Below are 18960 nucleotides of genomic sequence, written 5' to 3'. Positions count from 1 at the left end.
CACGGTCAGACGCGGGCCACGGTCAGGGAGTGGAGGTAGCGCATCAGCGTCATCAGGACGTCCCTGCTGGACTCCTTGCGGCGGGCGTCGCACGCCATGATCGGCACGATCGCCTCCAGGTCGAGCGCCCTGCGCAGGGTCTCGACCGGATGGTGGGGCGCGTCGGGGAAGTCGTTGACGGCGACGACGAACGGCACGCCGCGCTCCTCCAGGCGGCCGATGACGTCGAAGCTGACCTCCAGGCGGCGCGTGTCGATGAGCACGACCGCGCCGAGCGCCCCCTCGAAGAGGCCGTTCCACAGGAACCAGAAGCGCTCCTGGCCGGGGGTCCCGAAGAGGTAGAGGACGAGCTCCTCGGAGATGCTGATGCGGCCGAAGTCCATCGCCACGGTGGTGGCCGTCTTGGACTCGGACCCGTAGTTGTCGTCGACGCCGATGCCCGCCTGGGTCATCGTCTCCTCGGTGGTCAGCGGGCGGATCTCGCTCACCGAACCGACCATCGTCGTCTTGCCGACCCCGAACCCGCCCACGATCACGACCTTCACGGCGGCCGCGGCCGTGTGCGGCAGGACGTCCTCACTGCGGGGGCCGGTGATCGTGTCCGTGTTCCTAGAGTTTCTGAAGTCCATGCATCACCGCTTCGAGGAGGGATCGGTCGGGGAGCGCGGAGCGGACGACGGGGGCGCGCGCCTGCACGAGGTCGGTCGCGAGTAACTCCGTCAGGACGACGGTCACGACGGAGAACGGCAGCGACATGTAGGCCGACAACTCGGCGACGGACAGCGGCCTCGTGCACAGCCGCAGGACCGCCGAGTGTTCCGGCTGCGCCGTCGGGGACGCCTCGCCCTGCGCGACGATCAGGGTGACGAGGTCGAGCGGCGCACGCTCGGAGTCCTCGCCCGTGAGGATGTACAGCCGCTCCGGGTTGTCGGGGCTGCGGCGCTCCCGCTGGGGAGGCGCGTCGCCCTGCGGCGGGACATCGCCCTGTTGCGGGCCGCGTGGGGAGTCTTGCGGAGGAGTCATACGGCCTGCCCGTCACGCCGGGGCGGGCTGGTCAGGTGCGCCCCGATGCGTACGACGAGGTCGCGCATGCGGGTGCCGATGAGGCCCGCGTCGACGGTCTCGTCGGCGAGTACGGCGAGGTAGGCGCCCGCGCCCGCGGCCATCAGGTAGAAGTAGCCGCCGTTGATCTCGATGATGACCATCTTCATGCCGCCGTCGCTGTGCGGGATCTCGGTGGCGACGGCGGCGGCGAGGCTCTGCAGACCCGCGCAGGCCGCGGCGATGCGGTCGGCCGCGTCCGGGTCGCCGCCGTAGCGCGCGATGCGCAGACCGTCCGCGGAGAGCACCACGATCTGCCGGGTCTGCGGCACTCCGTCGGCGAGCTCCTTCAGCATCCAGTCGAAGTTGGCGCGTTGCTGGATCACTGCCAGTCCCTCTCGTCGGCGCTGCCGTGGTTGTTCCGGTTGGTTCCTCGCGGAGGGTGGGAGCCGTCCGCGGCGGTTCCCTCCGGGGTGGCTGCGTGCGGCGGCAGCGGGTCGGTGTCGGCGGGGTCGCCCTTGACGCCCTTCATGAACGCCTCGATCCACAGGCCCGGTTCGGGTTCCTCCCGCTTGGGCGGCGCGGGCGGCGGTGCGGTGGCCGCGGCGTGGGCCTCGGCGATCCGCTGGGCCTCGGCCTCCTGCGCGTACCGCTCGGCGAGGGAGATCTTGACGCGGCTGCGGCGCTGCGGCAGGCCGCCGGACGTCCATTCGGTGACCTCGGGGACGTCGTCCTCCACGGTCGCGGTCGCGGTGAGCGGGGAGCGCAGCGGCGGGCCCGCGGTGACGACGCGGGGCTTCTTGCGGCGGATGTTGCGGGCCGGCTCCTCGATGGTGCGGCCGCTGTTGTCGACGCGGGGCACGGCGGAGGCGCCGATGCCGTGGGCGAGGCCGGGCGCGGGCCCGGTGGTCATCATCTCGCGCGGCACGATGAGCACCGCGCGGACCCCGCCGTACGCGGACTGGCGCAGGGAGACCTGGAGGTTGTACATCTGCGAGAGGCGGCCCACGACGGCCATGCCGAGGCGGGGCGTCTCACCGAGGTCGTTGAGGTCGATGCCGGCCTGTGCCTGCGCCAGCATGCGTTCGGCGCGGGCCCGTGCCTCCTCGCTGAGGCTGACGCCGCCGTCCTCGATCTCGACGGCGATGCCGGTCTGCACCTCGACGGCGGTGACGTGCACCTTGGTCTGCGGGGGCGAGTACCGGGTGGCGTTGTCGAGGAGTTCGGCGCAGGCGTGGATGAGCGGTTCGACGGACGTCCCGAGGATCGCGACGTCGGCGATCGAGTGCAGCTCCACGCGCGGGTAGTCGAGGATGCGGGACATCGCGCCGCGCAGCACGCTGAACAGCGGTACGGGCTTGGGCCACTGGCGGCCCGGGCGTGCGCCGCCGAGCACCGCGATGGAGTCGGCGAGCCGGCCGATCAGCGCGGTGCCGTGGTCGATGCGCAGCAGGTCGTCGAAGACCTCGGGGTTGCGTCCGTGGAACTCCTCCATCTCGCGGAGTTCCGCGGCCTGCTGGTGGACGATCGACTGGACGCGCCGGGCGATGTTCACGAAGGCGCGCTGCGCGGATTCGCGCATCGCTTCCTCGCGGTCCAGGGTCTCGAGGACGGAACGGAGCAAGTCGCGCTGCGAGTCGGGGAGTTCGCTGTATGCCTCGTTGCGGTCGACGACGTTGCGGACGACTTCCGCGGGCGACTCGCCCTGCCGGAGCCGCCACAGCGCGTCGGGCAGGAGCTCCCTGCCCAGGCGCACGGTCTCCTCGTCGTGGGATGCGATGCGCCGTTCGAGGAAGGCGAGCCGCTGTGCGTACTGCGTGCGCTGCCCCCGGATGGTCCGGCCGCGGCGCACCGCTTCGGCGCCGACCGCGATGACCATGAGGGTCGCGACGGCGCCGCACCAGGTGACGGCGGGCCGGGACGGCGGCGCCACCGAGGCGACGGCGGCTCCGGTCGCCGCGGCCATCAATATGGCGGGCAGCAACAACACGCGCGCGTAAGGGACTTCTCGGCCACCGGGAGGCGATTGAACACTCACCATGTATGCCCTCTGAACACTCGTCTTGGGGGATGTGACGTCTCGTGTGACGTCTTGGGGAAACGACAGAACATTGGGGGGATGACGAAACGTACGATCGAAAGTTTTGGGAACAAGCGCGCGAATCAGTCGCAACTCGTTCAACTCGGCGCGCTCCGGGCGAGCTTAGTCCGCCGGAATCATCGTCGAGTCATATTCGGCAACCCTCTGCACCGGGCACACCGGGAGGCATACACTCTGCTCTTTTGCACAGCTGGCGATCGTTCGAACACATGGAGTGACACCTCGAAAACGTCGTGAAACGCCGAACGGGCGCGCCCCACGACCGAGTTGGTCGAGGAACGCGCCCGTGGCGCGACAGGGTCCGGCTCAGCCCACCGAGCTGTACGCCACCACACCCCGCAGGAGCTGGTCGACGGCCTTGCGGGCGTTCTTCGCCACCGTGCTGCCCTCACGGGGAGCCGCGGCGGAAATCTGCCCGAGGACATCGATGACCTGCTTGCACCAGCGCACGAAGTCACCGGCCGGCATCTCCGCCTCGCGCAGCACCTCGTCCAGACCCTTGTCGTTGGCCCACATGAACGCCGCCCAGGCGAAGCCGAGGTCCGGCTCCCGCTGGCCGACACCCTCCGTCTGACTGATCTTGAACTCTTCCTCCAGACCGTCAAGACGGCCCCAGATGCGCACCATCTCGCCGAGCGCCGCCTTCGCCGCGCCCGACGGCAGCTTGGGCGCGAGCGCGTCGTCGCCGACCCGCGCCTCGTACACCAACGCGGAGACACACGCGGCCAGTTCGGCCGGGCTCAGCCCCTCCCACACGCCGGCCCGCAGACACTCGCTGGCCAGCAGATCCAGCTCCCCGTACAACCGGGCGAGCCGCTTGCCGTGCTCGGTGACCTCGTCGCCCCGCAGATAGTCGAGCTCGGTCAGGAGCGCGACGATCCGGTCGAAGGTGCGGGCGATCGTGTTCGTACGCCCCTCGATGCGGCGCTCCAGCTGCGCGGTGTCACGCTTGAGGCGGTGATACCGCTCGGCCCAGCGCGCGTGGTCCTCGCGCTCGTCGCAGCCGTGGCAGGGGTGCGCGCGCAGCTCCGCGCGCAGACGTGCGATCTCTTGGTCGTCGGCGGCCGTCGCGCGCCCCTTGCGGTGCCGGTCCGGGACGATGTGCCCGGCCTTGGTGCGCAACGCGGACGCCAGGTCCCTGCGGGACTGCGGGGAGCGCGCGTTGAACGACTTCGGGATGCGCATCCGCTCCAGCGCCTCGACCGGCACCGGGAAGTCCATGGCCGCGAGGCGCTTGACCTGCCGCTCGGCCGTGAGCACCAGCGGCCGCGGCCCGTCGACGTGGTCGAAACCGCGGTGACCGTTGGCCCGCCCCGCGGGCAGTCCCGGGTCGAGGACGAGCGCCAGGCCCGCGTACTTCCCCGTCGGCACGTGGATGACATCGCCCGGCTTCAGCTTCTCCAGGGCGGTGGCAGCCGCGGCCCTGCGCTGGGCCGCGCCCTGCTTGGCGAGCTCGTTCTCCCTGTCCTTCAACTCGCGGCGCAGCCGCGCGTACTCGTCGAAGTCACCCAGGTGGCAGGTCATGGAGGCCTTGTAGCCCTCCAGGCCCGTCTCGTTCTTCTGCACCTGGCGGGAGATGCCGACGACCGACTTGTCGGCCTGGAACTGCGCGAACGACGTCTCCAGGAGCTCGCGCGAGCGGTGCCGCCCGAACTGCTCGACCAGGTTCACCGCCATGTTGTACGACGGCTTGAAGCTGGACCGCAGCGGGTACGTGCGCGTGCCGGCGAGGCCCGCCAGGTGCTCGGGGCTCATGGCACGCTGCCACAGCACCACCGCGTGCCCCTCCACGTCGATCCCGCGACGCCCGGCACGGCCCGTCAACTGCGTGTACTCACCCGGGGTGATGTCGGCGTGCTGCTCGCCGTTCCACTTGACGAGCTTCTCCAACACCACACTGCGGGCGGGCATGTTGATGCCCAGCGCGAGGGTCTCGGTGGCGAAGACGGCCTTGACCAGGCCGCGCACGAACAGCTCCTCGACGACCTCCTTGAAGGTCGGCAGCATGCCCGCGTGGTGCGCCGCGATGCCGCGCTCCAGGCCCTCCAGCCATTCGTAGTACCCAAGGACATGGAGGTCCTCGTTCGGGATCGAGGACGTGCGCTCCTCGACGATCCCACGGACCGTCATGCGCGCCTCGTCGTCGTTCAGCCTGAGCCCCGCGTACAGACACTGCTGGACCGCGGCCTCGCAGGCCGCCCGGCTGAAGATGAACGTGATGGCGGGCAGCAGGCCCTCGGCGTCGAGCCGCTCGATGACCTCGGGGCGGCCGGGCGTCCAGATCCGTGACCGCTGGCGGCGCTCCCGCTCGCGGTCGGCCTCGCGGATCATCTTGCCCTTGCGGCGGTCGCGCGGGTTGTACGAGCGGCTGGCCTCCATCCGCGCCATGCGCGTGAGGTCGGGGTTGACCGTCTTCTTCCGGCCCTCGCCCTCCTCGAAGAGGTCGTACATCCGGCGCCCGGCGAGCACGTGCTGGAACAGCGGCACGGGCCGGTGCTCGGAGACGATCACCTGGGTGTCGCCGCGCACCGTGTCGAGCCAGTCGCCGAACTCCTCCGCGTTCGACACCGTGGCCGACAGGGAGACCAGCGTGACCGACTCCTGGAGGTGGATGATCACTTCCTCCCAGACGGCGCCGCGGAAGCGGTCGGAGAGGTAGTGCACCTCGTCCATGACCACATAGCCGAGGTTCAGCAGCGCCTGCGAGCCCGAATACAGCATGTTCCGCAGGACTTCGGTGGTCATGACGACCACCGGGGCGTCGCTGTTGACGCTGTTGTCGCCGGTGAGCAGGCCCACCTTGTCCGCGCCGTACCGCTTGGCGAGGTCGGAGTACTTCTGGTTGGAGAGCGCCTTGATCGGCGTGGTGTAGAAACACTTCTTGCCCTGGAGCAGGGCCAGGTGCACGGCGAACTCGCCGACGATCGTCTTGCCCGAGCCCGTGGGGGCGGCCACGAGCACGCCCTTGCCCGCCTCCAACGCCTGGCACGCCTCGATCTGGAAGGGGTCGAGGCCGAATTCGTACATCTCGCGGAAGGACGCGAGTGCGGTGGCCTGCTCGGCAGCGCGCTTGCGCGCCGCCGCGTACCGCTCGGCCGGTGAGAGGTCCTCTGTCATCGTGCTTTCGAGACTACCGGCCACCACCGACAACGGACGATCATTATCCGAACGGTGCTGGAACGTGCCAGCTCACACGGCGTGCGCCGCGGCGCTCACGGCCCGAGGACGCGCACGGCTCCCGGCACGCACTCCGCGGTCAGCGGCAGCGCGCCGAGCGGCTCCCCGTCCGCGTAGCCGGTGATGCCGGGTGCCGCGAGCTCGACCCGCGCCGCGCGGTGCACGGTCACCTTCGGATGGTCCAGGTGCGTTCCCTTGTAGACCCGCGGGAAGACCTTGAGGAGCGTCGTGCGGCTGCAGTCGCCGACCACGGTGACATCGAACAGGCCGTCGCTCATGTCGGCCCCGGCACAGATCCGCATGCCGCCGCCGTACGAGGTGCCGTTGCCGACCGCGACGAGCGTGGCCTCGACCTCGTGGACGTCGCCGCCGTCCAGCGTGATGCGGTACGGGATCGGCTTGAACGCCGCCAGCTCCGCGACCATCGCCAGGTCGTACTTGAAGCGCCCGGTGGGCCACCGCATCCGGTTGCCGCGGTCGTTGACCCGCGAATCGAAGCCGGAGGCGAGGACCGTCCCGAACCACGTCCCGTCCACCCTCCCCAGGTCGACGTCGCGCGTGCGCGCCCCCTTGAGTGCCTCGGCCACGATCTCCCCGGCAGCGGCGGGCTCCCGCACGGGCAGGCCGAGGGCCCGCGCGAAGTCGTTGCCGGTCCCCACGGCGATCACCCCCAGCGGGGTGCGCGTCCCGGCGACGGCCTGCAGCGCGAGGCTCGCCATGCCGTCGCCGCCGACGGCTATGAGGGCCCCCGTGCCGCCCTCGACGGCCGCACGGGCCCGTCGTAGCGCGTCGGGGGCGTCCTCGCCGATGACCGTTCGCACGGAGAAGCCGCGGGCCCGCAAAGCGGAAGCGGCCGGTTGCGCTGCGTGAGCGCCCCGGCCGCGGCCCGCGGTGGGATTGACGAAGAGGGTGATCTCGCTGGTCACGGCCGGACCCTACAAGGTCAGGTCACGTCGTCGAAACCGTTCACGCGCTGATCGCTGCGTCCGGTGCCCGCCTGCTCGGGCAGCGCACGGGGCGGCCGCACCGATTCGACCTCGTCGACGTCCTGCGGCGTCAGGTCGAGGTCGGACGCCTCGTCGTCGTCGAGCTCGGCGTCGGGGTCGTTGCGGCGGCGGCGCCTGTCGTTGAGGAGGGAGATGCCGACCGCGATGAAGTACAGGACGACGATCGGTCCCGCGAGCGCGATCATGCCGACCGGGTCGGTCGTCGGGGTCGCCACCGCGCCGAAGATGAAGACGCCCATCACGACGCCGCGCCACCACGTGGCCATGCGGCGACCGGTCACCATGCCCGTCATGTTGAGCATCACCAGCAGCAGCGGCAGCTCGAACGAGGCTCCGAAGACGAGGACCATCCTGACGGTGAAGTCGAGGATCTTGTCCATCGGCAGCAGGTTCGCCGCGCCGTCGGGCGTGATGCCGAGCAGGACGCGCATGCTGACGGGGAGGATCGTGTAGGCCAGCCAGGCGCCCGCGAAGAAGAGCGGCACCGCGGCGGACACGAACCAGTACGTGTACTTGCGCTCGTTCTTGTGCAGACCCGGCGCGACGAACGCCCACAGCTGATACAGCCAGATCGGGCTGGAGACGATTATGCCGACCATGAGACTGACCTTCACCGTGGTGGTGAAGGGCGAGAGCAGGTCGTTGAAGGTCACGGTCGCGCAGTGGCCACCCGTCTCCTTCATGCCCGGCTCGCAGCGCGGCACGGGATCAGCCAGGAACTCCATCAGCTCCTGGCTGTAGAACGCCGCCACGATCGACACGACCGTGATGGCGAGGAGCCCCTTGGCGAGCCGGTTGCGGAGCTCGCGAAGGTGCTCCGCGAGGGACATCCGCCCCTCGGGGTCCTTCTCCTTCTTGCGGGCAGACTTGAGCAACCCACGTCCTCATCTCGTGCGGCAGGCCGGCCGTCGGCGCCGGCCTTGGATCAGCGCTGCGTCGTACGGTCGGTCGGCTCGGTGACCGGGCGGGAGCTGGTCACGTCGCCGGGGGCAGCCTGGATCGTGCGCTTCTGGACGGCCGGGTCGCTCGGCGGGTCGGCCGGAGCGGCGGTGTCGTCCTTGCTCTCGGACTTCATGGCCTTGGCCTCGCTCTTGAGGATGCGGGCCGACTTGCCGAGGGAGCGCGCCATGTCCGGCAGCTTCTTGGCACCGAAGAGCAGGACGATGACGACGAGGATGAGAATGATCTCGGTGGGGCCGAGCCTACCCATAGCTGTTTACCTTCTTCACCGAGGCGACAGGAGTCTGGTTGCTCGGCAGACCGGACATATATCCGATCTCCCGCGCTGGCAGCGATCGTAACCCCCCGGGGTAAACGCTCGGCAATCCCCGCGCATACTCCGAGTACGGCCCCCGCCTCGATCCCGGGCCGTATTCGCAGCGTACCCGCCCACCTCCGGGAGTTGACAGGCCGCGGACGCTAAAGAGCCCCGCGGCCCGCACGGGCCACACCGGCCGCTGCCCTCTCCAGGTCCTCCGCCGCCCGGTTGATCTGCCGTGTGGTCTCGGTCACTTGACGAGCGAGACGCTGCGCCTCCACAAACACCTTGATCGCCAATACGCCGAGGACGGCGAGACCCAAGAAGCCCGCCGCGATCGCGAGCATCGCCCAGAACATGCGCCGAGCCTAGACGGTCGAGTGCAGGCGCAGCGTCCGCACCCCGCCACCGGTGAGGAGTTCGACGATCCGCTCCCCCGCGGGCTTGCGCACCGCCGCCTCGCACTCCGGGCACGTGAACGAGTAGAAGGTGGTGCGGGCGCTCGCGCCGATCGCGAGGCGCAGCGCCCCCGCGGACAGCTCGAAGCGGGCACGGCAGTCGGGGCAGGCCGCCGTGAAGAGGACGGGCGCGGCGGCGGACCGCTGCGAGGGCACCCCCGGAAGTCCGGACATCGTCGGTGTGCTCAACGCCCCGCCTCCTGACCGTCGTGTTCCTCGTACGCCGCCGGTTCCCGCTCGTACGCGTCGAGGGCCTCGCGGGCCGCCTCGCGCGCGCTGTCGGCGAGCTGGGCCGGGGACACGATCCGCCCGTCCCTGCCGAGCCGCAGCGCGAGGCGCCGCAGCGAGGCGGGGTCCGGGGTGCGCAGCGTGATCCGCAGGCCGCCGTCGGGCAGCTCATCGGCGCTGTCGTGCGGGTAGTACTCGGCGACCCAGCGGCCACCGGGGCCCACCTCGACGACCACCTCGGGGTCCTCGGCGGCGGGCTGCACGAGCCCTTCGGAGAGGTCGCGCAGCTCCACCTCGGGCGGCGCGGACGGCTCGTCCAGGATCTTGATCTCGGCGACCCGGTCCAGGCGGAAGGTGCGCCGCGCCTCGGAGCGACGGCACCACGCCTCCACGTAGGTGTGGCCGACGCTCACCAGGCGGATGGGGTCGATCTCCCGCTCGGTGAGCTCGTCGCGCGCCGGCGAGTAGTAGCGGATCCAGAGCCTGCGCCGCTCGGAGATGGCCCGGTCGACGTCGGCGAAGACGCCGCCCTCGGACTCGAACGTCACGGAGAGCCGGGAGCTGGCACCCGCCGCCTCACCGGCCGCGGTCTCCAGCTTCGCGGTGGCGCGCAGCAGCGCGAGGCGGTCGCTCTCGCGCAGGCCGGGCAGGGTGGACACGGCACGGGCGGCGACCAGCAGGGCGGTCGCCTCGTCGGCGGCCAGGCGCAGCGGCGCCGCCACGTCGTCGGGGTTGTGCCACCAGATGCGGTCGCCGTCGGTGTCGATGTCCAGGAGGTCGCCGCCGCGGAAACTGGTCCCGCACAGCGGCAGCACGTCGAGATCGGAGATCAGCTCGTCGGTGCTGATCCCGAAGGCGCGGGCGACGTCGCCGACGTGCGCCCCGGGACGCTCCCGCAGATAGGTCACCAGCGACAGCATCCGCCGCGTCTGGTCGATGGCGTTCGAGGCCATTGCTCTGTCCGCTCCCCCTCAGCCCTTGGCCACGGCACGCAGCCGGTCCACGACGTCGGCCCGCAGCTCGGCGGGCTCGAGGACCACCACATCGGGCCCGAACTCCACCAGCCACGCGTCGAGGCCGTGGCCGTACGGAATCTCCAACTCGTCCCACCCGTCGTCGCCCGCCTGCACCGCGACGGCCTTGGCGCGCAGCGGATAGCCGGCGTCCGTGCGCAGCCGGATCAGGGCGGTGCGGTCGGCGGTCTCCCCCGCCCAGCCCGCGACGGTCTCGCGGACCGTGACGACATCCGGGACGTCGGCGGTGTACTTGCCCGCGCGGGCCCGCACCTTCCCGGTGATGCGCGAGAGGCGGAACACGCGCTCGGCGCCCCGGTCCCTGTCCCAGCCCGCCAGGTACCAGTGGCCGCGCCAGCACTCCAGCGCCCACGGCTCGACGTGGCGCTGCTCGGGGCGGGCGGCGGTGGCCTTGCGGTAGTCGAAGACGACGGGGCGGCGGTCCCGGCAGGCGAGCATCAACGGCTCGAAGGACGCCTCGTGCGCGGGGATCCGCGGCTCCAGGGCGCTGTGCGACCCGTACGGGTCGACGTCCTCGGGCAGCCCCGCGGCGCGCAGCTTCTGCAGGGCGCCGCTGGCGGCACCGGCGAGGCGGGCCTGCTGCCAGACCTTCGCGGCCAGACCGAGCGCCGCGGCCTCCTCGGCGTCCAGGGTGATGGCGGGCAGTCGGTTACTGTCGCGGCGGGCGAGGTAGCCGACCTCCCCTTCCAGGTTCTCCACGGTCTCGATGACCAGGCCCAGCTCGCGCAGATCGTCCTTGTCGCGCTCGAACATCCGGTTGAAGCTGTCGTCCGACCCCGCCTCCAGATAGGCCTCGATCGACTCGCGCAGCTCCCGCTTGCTGAGCGGCCGCCGGGTCCCGAGCAGGCACAGCGCAAGATTCATCAGCCGCTCGGCCTTGGCAATGGCCATCGACGCCCTTTCTCGGCTGTTCAGATTGTGCTTCCGACCGATGACCGTACCGCCCCGGGGTGTCCGGGCAAAAGCCGAGGGCCCATGCCGGACAGGCATGGACCCTCGGCGAAAGGATCAGGTCACAGACGTCCTCAGACGGAGACCAGATCGCAGACGAAGATCAGCGTCTCGCCGGGGGCGATACGGCCGCCGCCGGCACCGCGGTCGCCGTACGCGAGGTGGGCCGGGATGGTCAGCTCGCGCCGGCCACCCACCTTCATGCCCTGCACGCCCTGGTCCCAGCCGGAGATGACCTGACCGGCACCGAGCTGGAACTCCAGCGGGTTGCCGCGGTTCCAGCTCGCGTCGAACTCCTCGCCCGTGCTGAAGGCGACGCCCACGTAGTGGACCTTGACGAAGTCGCCCGCCTTGGCGACCGCGCCGTCACCCTCCCAGATGTCCTTGATCTGAAGGTCGGCCGGCGGCTCGCCGACGGGGAAGTCGACCTCGGGCTTGTCAATGCTCACGAAAATGCTCCTGCTTTGATACGAAAGGTCAGCGCGGACAGTCTTGCATCCCTGAGGACGTCACATCTTCGCGAGGATGTCCACGGTGAAGATCAGGGTGGAGTCCTTCTTGATGGAGCTGCCCTGCGGGGGCTGGTCCCCGTACCCCAGCTCCGGGGGGATGACGATGAGGACGCGGCTGCCGACCTTCTTGCCGGTCAGACCCTGCGCCCAGCCCTTGACGACCTGAGCGAGCTGGAACGACGCGAGCTGCTTGCGCTTGTACGAGGAGTCGAACTCCTTGCCGTCGGCCCACAGCACGCCCTTGTACTGGCACAGGAGGCTGTCGGTCTCCTTGACCTCGTCACCGTCGCCCTCCAGCACGTACGAAGCGACGAGCTTCTTCGGCGGCTTGGTCTTCGGGACGTCGACGGAGGGGGCCTTGCCGTCCGTGTTCGTGCCGACCTTGGGCAGGTCCTTGTTGGACTGCGCCACCTCCTTGCCCTTCGCGGAGCTGGTGGCGGAGAAGGTGCCCACGAGGTCGACGACGAACACGAGGGTGTCCGTGCCCTTGATGCCCGCCTGCTTGTTGCCCTCCTCGCCGTAACCCATCTTCGGCGGGATGGCGAGCTCCACACGGCTGTCGAGCTTCTTGCCGACCAGCGCCTGGTCCCAGCCGGGGATGACCTGGCCGGTGCCGATCGGGAAGACCGTGGGGTTGCCCCGGTCGTACGAGTTGTCGAAGACCTTGGCCGTCGCCCAGATCTGGCCGAGGTAGTTGGCCTGCAGATAGTCGCCCTTCACGACCTCCTTGCCCTTGCCCTCGATGAGGGTCTTCACGGCGAGGTCGGAGGACGGCTTGCCCGAGCCCTTGGCGACGGTCGGCTTCTGACCGAACTTCGTGCCCTTCGTGATCTCGGGCAGCGGTCCGTCCACGATCTTCGCGGTCGGCGGCTTCGAGGAGTCGTTGGTCGGGCTGTCACTGGGCTTGGTCTTGTCGGCCTTGTCGGTCTTGTCGTCACCACAGCCTGCCAGCGTGAGCAGGCCGGCCGGGACGGCAAGGAGAAGTGAGCGTCGGCGCACGGTGGGGGCCTCGTATCGGTCGATCTTGTGGGTTGGCGTGCGCGCAACTCTACGGCGTGAGAAGGGCGCCGTACGAGGAACGTACGGCGCCCGTGTTGCGTTCCCACAACGCCACACGGGACGTTGGGGCCACATGGGTCACATACCGGCGATCAGCTTCTCCACCCGGTCGTCCACCGACCGGAAGGGGTCCTTGCACAACACCGTGCGCTGTGCCTGGTCGTTGAGCTTGAGGTGGACCCAGTCGACCGTGAAGTCACGGCGCTGCTCCTGCGCCCGCCGGATGAAGTCGCCGCGCAGCCGCGCGCGGGTCGTCTGCGGCGGCACCGACTTGCCCTCGAAGATCTTCAAGTCGTTGCAGATCCGGGCGGCTTGCCCCTTCTTCTCCAGGAGGTAGTACAGCCCCCGCCGACGGTGGATGTCGTGGTACGCGAGGTCTATCTGCGCGACCCGCGGATGCGACATGGTCATGTTGTTCTTCGCCCGGTACCGCTCGATGAGCTTGTACTTCATGACCCAGTCGATCTCGGTGCCGATGCGGTCGAGGTCCTCCGACTCGATCGCGTCCAGCGTGCGGCCCCACAGCTCCAGGACCTGCTCGACCGTCCCGGTGCGGATGCCGCGGCGGTCGACGAAGTCCACCGCCTTCTCGTAGTACTCGCGCTGCACTTCGAGGGCCGAGGCCTCGCGGCCGCTGGCCAGGCGCACCTTGCGGCGGCCCGTGATGTCGTGGGAGACCTCGCGGATGGCCCTGATCGGGTTCTCCAGAGTGAGGTCCCGCATGACGGTGCCCGCCTCGATCATGCGCAGCACCAGATCGGTGGCGCCGACCTTGAGGAGCATGGTCGTCTCGGACATGTTCGAGTCACCCACGATGACGTGGAGCCTGCGGTACCGCTCGGCGTCCGCGTGCGGTTCGTCGCGGGTGTTGATGATCGGCCGGGAACGGGTGGTCGCGGAGGACACCCCTTCCCAGATGTGCTCGGCACGCTGGCTCACGCAGTACACGGCGCCGCGCGGAGTCTGCAGCACCTTGCCCGCGCCGCACAGCAGCTGCCGGGTGACGAGGAACGGGATGAGGATGTCCGCGAGCCGGGAGAACTCCCCGTGACGGGCCACCAGGTAGTTCTCGTGGCACCCGTAGGAGTTTCCCGCCGAATCGGTGTTGTTCTTGAAAAGATAGACGTCGCCCGCGATTCCCTCCTCGTGCAGGCGGCGTTCGGCGTCGACGAGCAGGCCTTCCAGAATGCGCTCGCCCGCTTTGTCGTGGGTGACCAGCTCGGTCACGTTGTCACATTCCGGTGTCGCGTATTCCGGATGTGATCCCACGTCAAGATAGAGGCGGGCGCCGTTCCGCAGAAAGACGTTGCTGCTGCGGCCCCATGACACAACACGGCGGAAGAGGTAGCGCGCCACCTCGTCAGGCGACAGACGGCGCTGTCCCCTGAACGTGCATGTGACGCCGTACTCGTTCTCCAGCCCGAAAATGCGGCGGTCCATGACTGAACATTACGCCTGATGCGGGGCACTGAAACCGGGTTCGGCAGCACCGTTTCGATCATTTTCCGATGAACCCGCAACAACCCCGGATTCTCCGGCCACCACGAGTACCCGCGCCGTCGCCAGCAGAACCACCGACGCGGCCGCTCCGGCAAGGCCCGGCACCGCGAACCCCCACGCCGTCCCGCCCCACTCCACCACCGGCCCCGCGGCCGCCGTCCCCAAGGACGCGCCCACCGTGAACGTCGTCACCAGCCACGAGAACGCCTCCGTCACCGTGCCGCGCGGAGCATGCCGGTCCACGATGATGAACGCACACGCGAGCGCCGGCGCGAGAAACACACCGGCGAGCGCCGCCAGCGCCGTCATGGCCACCGCCCCCGGAGTCAACGTCAACGGCCAGTAGCAGACGGCCAGCAACGCCACCAGGACGCTCAGCCGCTTCTCCGGCACACCACTCCACTGCCGCGCCCCGTAGACGGCCCCGCCGACCAGCGCACCGAGCCCGAGCGCCGCCATCATCCATCCGTAGACCGCGTCACCACCGTTCCCGTCCGCGTACGACACGCCCGCGACCGTGATGGAACCCAGCGCCATCCCGATGAACAGGAACGCACCGAGGAGCGCGAGCAGCCCGCGCGAGCGCAGCGCCCCGAGCCAGTGCGCCTCCCTCGGCTCCGAACGCCACGCGCGCGAGGGCCGGGACACCACCACGGAGAGGGCACCCAGCACACCCACCGCGTTGACGACGAGCAGCGCCGCCCGCTCCGACCACAGCGCCACACATCCGGTCACCAGCAACGGTCCGACGGTGAACATCACTTCCTGGGCTATGGCGTCCATCGCGTACGCGGTGTGGACGTGCTCCTCCTTGCCGAGGACACTCGGCCACAGCGCCCGCAGACCGCCCTCCAGAGGCGGCGTGAACAGCCCCGCGGCCGCCACCGCCACATAGGCGAGCGCCAACTGGTCCGGTCCCGTGAAGGCGAACAGCGCCATGCCGAGCGCGGAGAGCAGCGCGGCGGGCAGCTGGACGCGCGGCTGGCCGTGCAGGTCCACCAGACGCCCGAGCAGCGGCTGGCCGACCGCGTTGGCCACGCCGTACACCGCGGCCAGCGCGCCGGCCAGGCTGTACGTGCCGCCCTCCGCCCGGATGAACAGCACGATCGCGATCGCCGCCGTCGCGTTCGGCAGCCGGCCCACCAGCGTCCCCGCCAGCAGCCGCGTCGCATGACGCGTCCGGAGGATCTCCACATATCCCGCAGCCATGCTCTCCCGCTCTCTCCCCGCGCCGCCGAGCCGAGGTGTTACGTATAACGTCCGGCGTCATACGTACCATGAGCCCAGCCCGCCGGTCCACATCCGCGGGTCCGCACCAGAACGGGAGGTGACAGTGGCCGGGCCACTACAGGAAGCCGGAGCCCCACGCCCCACCAGCCGCGACGTCGCACGCGCCGCCGGCGTCTCCCAGGCCACCGTCTCCCTCGTCCTCGGCGACAAATGGCGCGGCCGCGTCGCCGAACCCACCGCCGAACGCGTCCGCACCGCCGCACGCGAACTCGGCTACCGCCCCAACCTCGCCGCCCGCAACCTCCGCCTCGGCCGCACCCGCACAGCACTCCTCGTCGTCCCCGAACTCACCAACGAGTTCTTCGCCCACGTCTACACCGGAGTCGCCCGCATCGCCGCCCGCCACGGCTTCGGCGTCGTCCTCTACCCCTCCCCCGACGGCATCGGCCCCGCCCGCGACCCCTTCGCCTCCGCCCGCGCCTCCCTCGACGGCGTCCTCGCCTCCTCCATGGCCTCCGAGGCCCTCGCCACCATCCGCGGCGACGACCTCCCCCTCGTCATGCTCGACAGCGACCCCGCGGACAGCCTCGGCGCCGCCACCGTCAACCTCGACCTCTCCGACGGCATGCGCCAGGTGACGGAGCATCTGCTGGGCCTCGGCCACCGCGACTTCCTCCACCTCGCCGCCGACGTCGACTCCTGGACCTTCGACGTACGCGCCGAAGCCCTCGCCCGCACCCTCCGCGGCACCGACACCGCCGTACGCCGCGTCGCCGCCCCACTGAACGTCGAAGGCGCCCGCGCCGTCGCCGAAGCCGCCCTGTCCGGGCCCGGCCCCCGCCCCACCGCCATCGTCTGCGACGACGACTTCCTCTCCGCCGGCGCCTGCAAGGCGGCACGACGGCTCGGCCTGCGCGTCCCCGAGGACGTCTCGGTGACCGGCTTCGACGACCTCACCCTCGCGACCGCCGTCGAACCCGAACTCACCACGGTCCGACTCCCCGCCGAACGCTTCGGCGAGCGCGCCATGGAGTCCCTCGTCGCCGTCCTGGAAGGCCGCGAGCCCGACGCCACACCGCTCCCCGTCGAACTCGTCGTACGCGGCTCCACGGGCCCCACACACTGACCGCACACGGAAAAGCGCCCCGCGCCCCGGCCCTGAGGCCGGAACACGGGGCGCACACCCGCGCGGACTACTCGACGTCGCCACCCGACTGCTGCGTCGGCCCGGCGTCCGCGTCCGCGTCGGTCGGCGCGTCCGTCGCGCCGCCCTCGTCCAGGAGCCGCGACAACTGACGGCCCACGATCCGCTTGAACTTGCGCTGCTGAGGCCGCGTCCGGTCGAGCACCGCCACCTCGAGCCGCTCCGCGGGGATCTCCCGCTCACTGCCGTTGGTGTCCCGGGACAGCGCCTGCACGGCGAGCTTCAGCGCCTCCGCCAGCGTCATCCCGTCCCGGTGACGCTGATCGAGATAGCTGCTGATCTGCTCGGCATTGCCACCGACCGCGACCGAACCGTGCTCATCCACGATCGAACCGTCATGCGGCAGGCGATAGATCTGATCGCCGTCAGCCGTGGTGCCGACCTCGGCCACCACCAGCTCCACCTCGTACGGCTTCTCCGCGTTGCTGGAGAAAATCGTGCCGAGCGTCTGCGCGTACACGTTCGCCAGACCACGGGCCGTCACATCATCACGGTCGTACGTGTAACCACGGAGGTCGGCATACCGCACACCGCCGATCCGCAGATTCTCGTACTCGTTGTACTTGCCGGCGGCCGCGAAGCCGATCCGGTCGTAGATCTCGCTGAACTTGTGCAGCGCACGGGACGGGTTCTCGCCGACGAACACGATGCCGTCGGCAAACTGCATCACGACAAGGCTGCGGCCACGGGCGATGCCCTTCCGGGCGTATTCCGCCCGGTCGGCCATGGCCTGCTGGGGTGAGACATAGAACGGCGTCGACACCGGATCCGTCCCTTTCTGTCAAAAACTTCAGTCAGTGGCGAATACGGAACGCTCAGAGCAGCGCGGCCCGCGGGCCGTCCGGCTGCTCCAGACGCTTCTCCAGGATCGAACGCGCAATGGCGGACGACTCGTCATTCGTCAGCCTGCGGAACCCCTCGTCGGAAATCACGGTGACGATGGGGAAGATCCGCCGCGCCATGTCCGGGCCGCCCGTCGCCGAGTCGTCGTCCGCGGCGTCGTACAACGCCTGGACGACCAGCGTCGTCGCCTGCTCCTCGGTCAGACCGTCGTGGTAGAGCTTCTTCATCGCACCGCGCGCGAAGACCGAACCCGAACCGGTCGCCGCGAAACCGTGCTCCTCCGAACGCCCGCCCGTGACGTCGTACGAGAAGATGCGGCCCTTCTCGCGATCCACGTCGAACCCCGCGAAGAGCGGGACCACGGCGAGGCCCTGCATGGCCATGCCGAGGTTGCTGCGGATCATCGTGGAGAGCCGGTTCGCCTTGCCCTCCAGTGAGAGCGTGGCCCCCTCCACCTTCTCGAAGTGCTCCAGCTCCAGCTGGAAGAGCTTCACCATCTCCACGGCCAGACCCGCCGTACCGGCGATGCCCACCGCCGAGTACTCATCGGCCGGGAACACCTTCTCGATGTCGCGCTGCGCGATGACGTTGCCCATCGTCGCCCGCCGGTCGCCGGCGAGGACGACACCGCCGGGGAACGTCACGGCCACGATGGTCGTGCCGTGCGGCGCCTCGATGACGCCCTGCGTGGGCGGCAGTTGGCGGTTGCCCGGGAGGATCTCGGGCTGATGCTCGGACAGGAAGTCCATGAAGGACGACGAACCAGGCGTCAGGAAGGCAGCTGGTAGACGCCCGGTGCTACGAGTGTTGGCTTCCACGCGTTTCCTTCCACGTATGCGGCCGCTCGCCTTATGGAGTCCGGCCGATCCTTGAATTGCCCCAGCGCCGCGTTGCAGCTGAAGCACAGTACGCCTCGGACCCTACCCGTGTCGTGGCAGTGATCCACATGTACCGCCGGGGCGGCCAAGCAGATACAGCAGACGCCGACTTGTGCAGCGACCAACTCATCGAGATCCGCCTCGGTCATGCCGTACTGGCGCTTCAGATGGCCCGCCCGCCCCTTCACCGCTTTGCAGGGCTTGCAGAGTGTGGCAAGACCGTCCGAGGCGCTTCGGTTGCGGTCCCACTCGCTGTGCGGCTTGATCTCCCCGCACGTGCGGCAGAACTTGCGCCCGGCAGGCGCCGCAACTTTCGGCCGCACGTTCTTGCCACGAGCCAGCTGCCGTTCCTGGTGATAGGCCGCCGCACACCCTCGGCAGTAGGCCTGGAGACCATCCCGCATAGAACGGTTGCTGGCGAACTCCGCACCCGGCTTACTCTCCTGGCACCGCGAGCACCGCTTCGTCACGGTCAACTC

The 18960-nt window shown here is 69.9% G+C and carries 20 protein-coding genes; 1 reads left to right on the top strand and 19 read right to left on the bottom strand.

What is annotated here, in order from left to right:
• Window positions 1-5 precede the first annotated feature (5 nt).
• The 16 genes from DEJ48_RS31950 to DEJ48_RS31875 form a co-directional block, all read right to left on the bottom strand.
• Window positions 6-629 carry a GTP-binding protein gene (locus DEJ48_RS31950; RefSeq protein ID WP_150219638.1) on the bottom strand — a complete coding sequence of 208 codons (624 nt, stop codon included), beginning with the start codon at window positions 627-629 and terminating at the stop codon, window positions 6-8.
• Complete coding sequence (locus tag DEJ48_RS31945) at window positions 610-1023, bottom strand: DUF742 domain-containing protein (protein ID WP_150219637.1); 414 nt, start codon at window positions 1021-1023, stop codon at window positions 610-612. Before DEJ48_RS31945 ends, DEJ48_RS31950 begins: the two co-directional genes overlap by 20 nt.
• Window positions 1020-1427, bottom strand: a complete 408-nt coding sequence (locus DEJ48_RS31940) for a roadblock/LC7 domain-containing protein (RefSeq protein WP_055556816.1) — start codon at window positions 1425-1427, stop codon at window positions 1020-1022. Before DEJ48_RS31940 ends, DEJ48_RS31945 begins: the two co-directional genes overlap by 4 nt.
• The gene (locus DEJ48_RS31935) at window positions 1424-3082 is read right to left on the bottom strand and encodes a sensor histidine kinase (protein WP_223832270.1); all 1659 of its coding nucleotides are present in this window, start codon (window positions 3080-3082) and stop codon (window positions 1424-1426) included. The genes DEJ48_RS31940 and DEJ48_RS31935 overlap by 4 nt, the downstream gene beginning before the upstream one ends.
• 366 nt (window positions 3083-3448) lie before the next feature.
• Complete coding sequence (locus tag DEJ48_RS31930) at window positions 3449-6259, bottom strand: DEAD/DEAH box helicase (RefSeq protein WP_150219635.1); 2811 nt, start codon at window positions 6257-6259, stop codon at window positions 3449-3451.
• Between the two features lie 95 nt (window positions 6260-6354).
• Window positions 6355-7245 (bottom strand): diacylglycerol kinase, encoded by an 891-nt coding sequence (locus tag DEJ48_RS31925; protein ID WP_150219634.1) that lies wholly within the window; start codon window positions 7243-7245, stop codon window positions 6355-6357.
• A gap of 17 nt (window positions 7246-7262) precedes the next feature.
• The gene (gene tatC, locus DEJ48_RS31920; RefSeq protein ID WP_150221519.1) at window positions 7263-8156 is read right to left on the bottom strand and encodes a twin-arginine translocase subunit TatC; all 894 of its coding nucleotides are present in this window, start codon (window positions 8154-8156) and stop codon (window positions 7263-7265) included.
• Window positions 8157-8251: 95 nt separating this feature from the next.
• The gene (tatA, locus tag DEJ48_RS31915; protein ID WP_150165866.1) at window positions 8252-8536 is read right to left on the bottom strand and encodes a Sec-independent protein translocase subunit TatA; all 285 of its coding nucleotides are present in this window, start codon (window positions 8534-8536) and stop codon (window positions 8252-8254) included.
• 209 nt (window positions 8537-8745) lie between these two features.
• A complete protein-coding gene (locus DEJ48_RS31910; protein WP_150219633.1) occupies window positions 8746-8943 on the bottom strand; it encodes a hypothetical protein in 198 nt (65 codons plus the stop codon).
• Between the two features lie 9 nt (window positions 8944-8952).
• A complete protein-coding gene (locus tag DEJ48_RS31905) occupies window positions 8953-9216 on the bottom strand; it encodes a hypothetical protein (protein ID WP_150221518.1) in 264 nt (87 codons plus the stop codon).
• An 11-nt stretch (window positions 9217-9227) separates the two neighbouring features.
• Window positions 9228-10223 (bottom strand): helix-turn-helix transcriptional regulator, encoded by a 996-nt coding sequence (locus DEJ48_RS31900; protein ID WP_150219632.1) that lies wholly within the window; start codon window positions 10221-10223, stop codon window positions 9228-9230.
• Between the two features lie 18 nt (window positions 10224-10241).
• Entirely contained in the window at window positions 10242-11195 is a 954-nt protein-coding gene (locus DEJ48_RS31895; RefSeq protein ID WP_150219631.1) for a helix-turn-helix transcriptional regulator, read from the bottom strand.
• Window positions 11196-11329: 134 nt separating this feature from the next.
• Window positions 11330-11704, bottom strand: a complete 375-nt coding sequence (locus tag DEJ48_RS31890; protein ID WP_055567247.1) for an FKBP-type peptidyl-prolyl cis-trans isomerase — start codon at window positions 11702-11704, stop codon at window positions 11330-11332.
• Between the two features lie 60 nt (window positions 11705-11764).
• A complete protein-coding gene (locus tag DEJ48_RS31885; RefSeq protein WP_150219630.1) occupies window positions 11765-12766 on the bottom strand; it encodes an FKBP-type peptidyl-prolyl cis-trans isomerase in 1002 nt (333 codons plus the stop codon).
• Window positions 12767-12904: 138 nt separating this feature from the next.
• Window positions 12905-14266 carry a Pup--protein ligase gene (pafA, locus tag DEJ48_RS31880; RefSeq protein WP_055567245.1) on the bottom strand — a complete coding sequence of 454 codons (1362 nt, stop codon included), beginning with the start codon at window positions 14264-14266 and terminating at the stop codon, window positions 12905-12907.
• Window positions 14267-14275: 9 nt separating this feature from the next.
• A complete protein-coding gene (locus tag DEJ48_RS31875; protein WP_150219629.1) occupies window positions 14276-15535 on the bottom strand; it encodes an MFS transporter in 1260 nt (419 codons plus the stop codon).
• Between the two features lie 124 nt (window positions 15536-15659).
• Here DEJ48_RS31875 and DEJ48_RS31870 point away from each other — a divergent pair, with 124 nt between their 5' ends.
• Entirely contained in the window at window positions 15660-16682 is a 1023-nt protein-coding gene (locus tag DEJ48_RS31870) for a LacI family DNA-binding transcriptional regulator (protein ID WP_223832269.1), read from the top strand.
• Window positions 16683-16749: 67 nt separating this feature from the next.
• Here DEJ48_RS31870 and prcA read toward each other — a convergent pair whose 3' ends face one another.
• From prcA to DEJ48_RS31855, 3 genes are read right to left on the bottom strand one after another with little or no spacing between them, the layout of a single operon-like run.
• Window positions 16750-17523 carry a proteasome subunit alpha gene (prcA, locus tag DEJ48_RS31865; protein ID WP_150219627.1) on the bottom strand — a complete coding sequence of 258 codons (774 nt, stop codon included), beginning with the start codon at window positions 17521-17523 and terminating at the stop codon, window positions 16750-16752.
• A gap of 52 nt (window positions 17524-17575) precedes the next feature.
• Window positions 17576-18421 carry a proteasome subunit beta gene (prcB, locus tag DEJ48_RS31860; protein ID WP_150219626.1) on the bottom strand — a complete coding sequence of 282 codons (846 nt, stop codon included), beginning with the start codon at window positions 18419-18421 and terminating at the stop codon, window positions 17576-17578.
• The gene (locus tag DEJ48_RS31855) at window positions 18373-18885 is read right to left on the bottom strand and encodes an endonuclease VII domain-containing protein (protein ID WP_150221517.1); all 513 of its coding nucleotides are present in this window, start codon (window positions 18883-18885) and stop codon (window positions 18373-18375) included. The genes prcB and DEJ48_RS31855 overlap by 49 nt, the downstream gene beginning before the upstream one ends.
• Window positions 18886-18960 lie beyond the last annotated feature (75 nt).

Source organism: Streptomyces venezuelae, from assembly GCF_008642315.1.
GTDB lineage: Bacteria > Actinomycetota > Actinomycetes > Streptomycetales > Streptomycetaceae > Streptomyces > Streptomyces venezuelae_D.
This window is presented reverse-complemented; position numbering and strand designations above follow the sequence as displayed.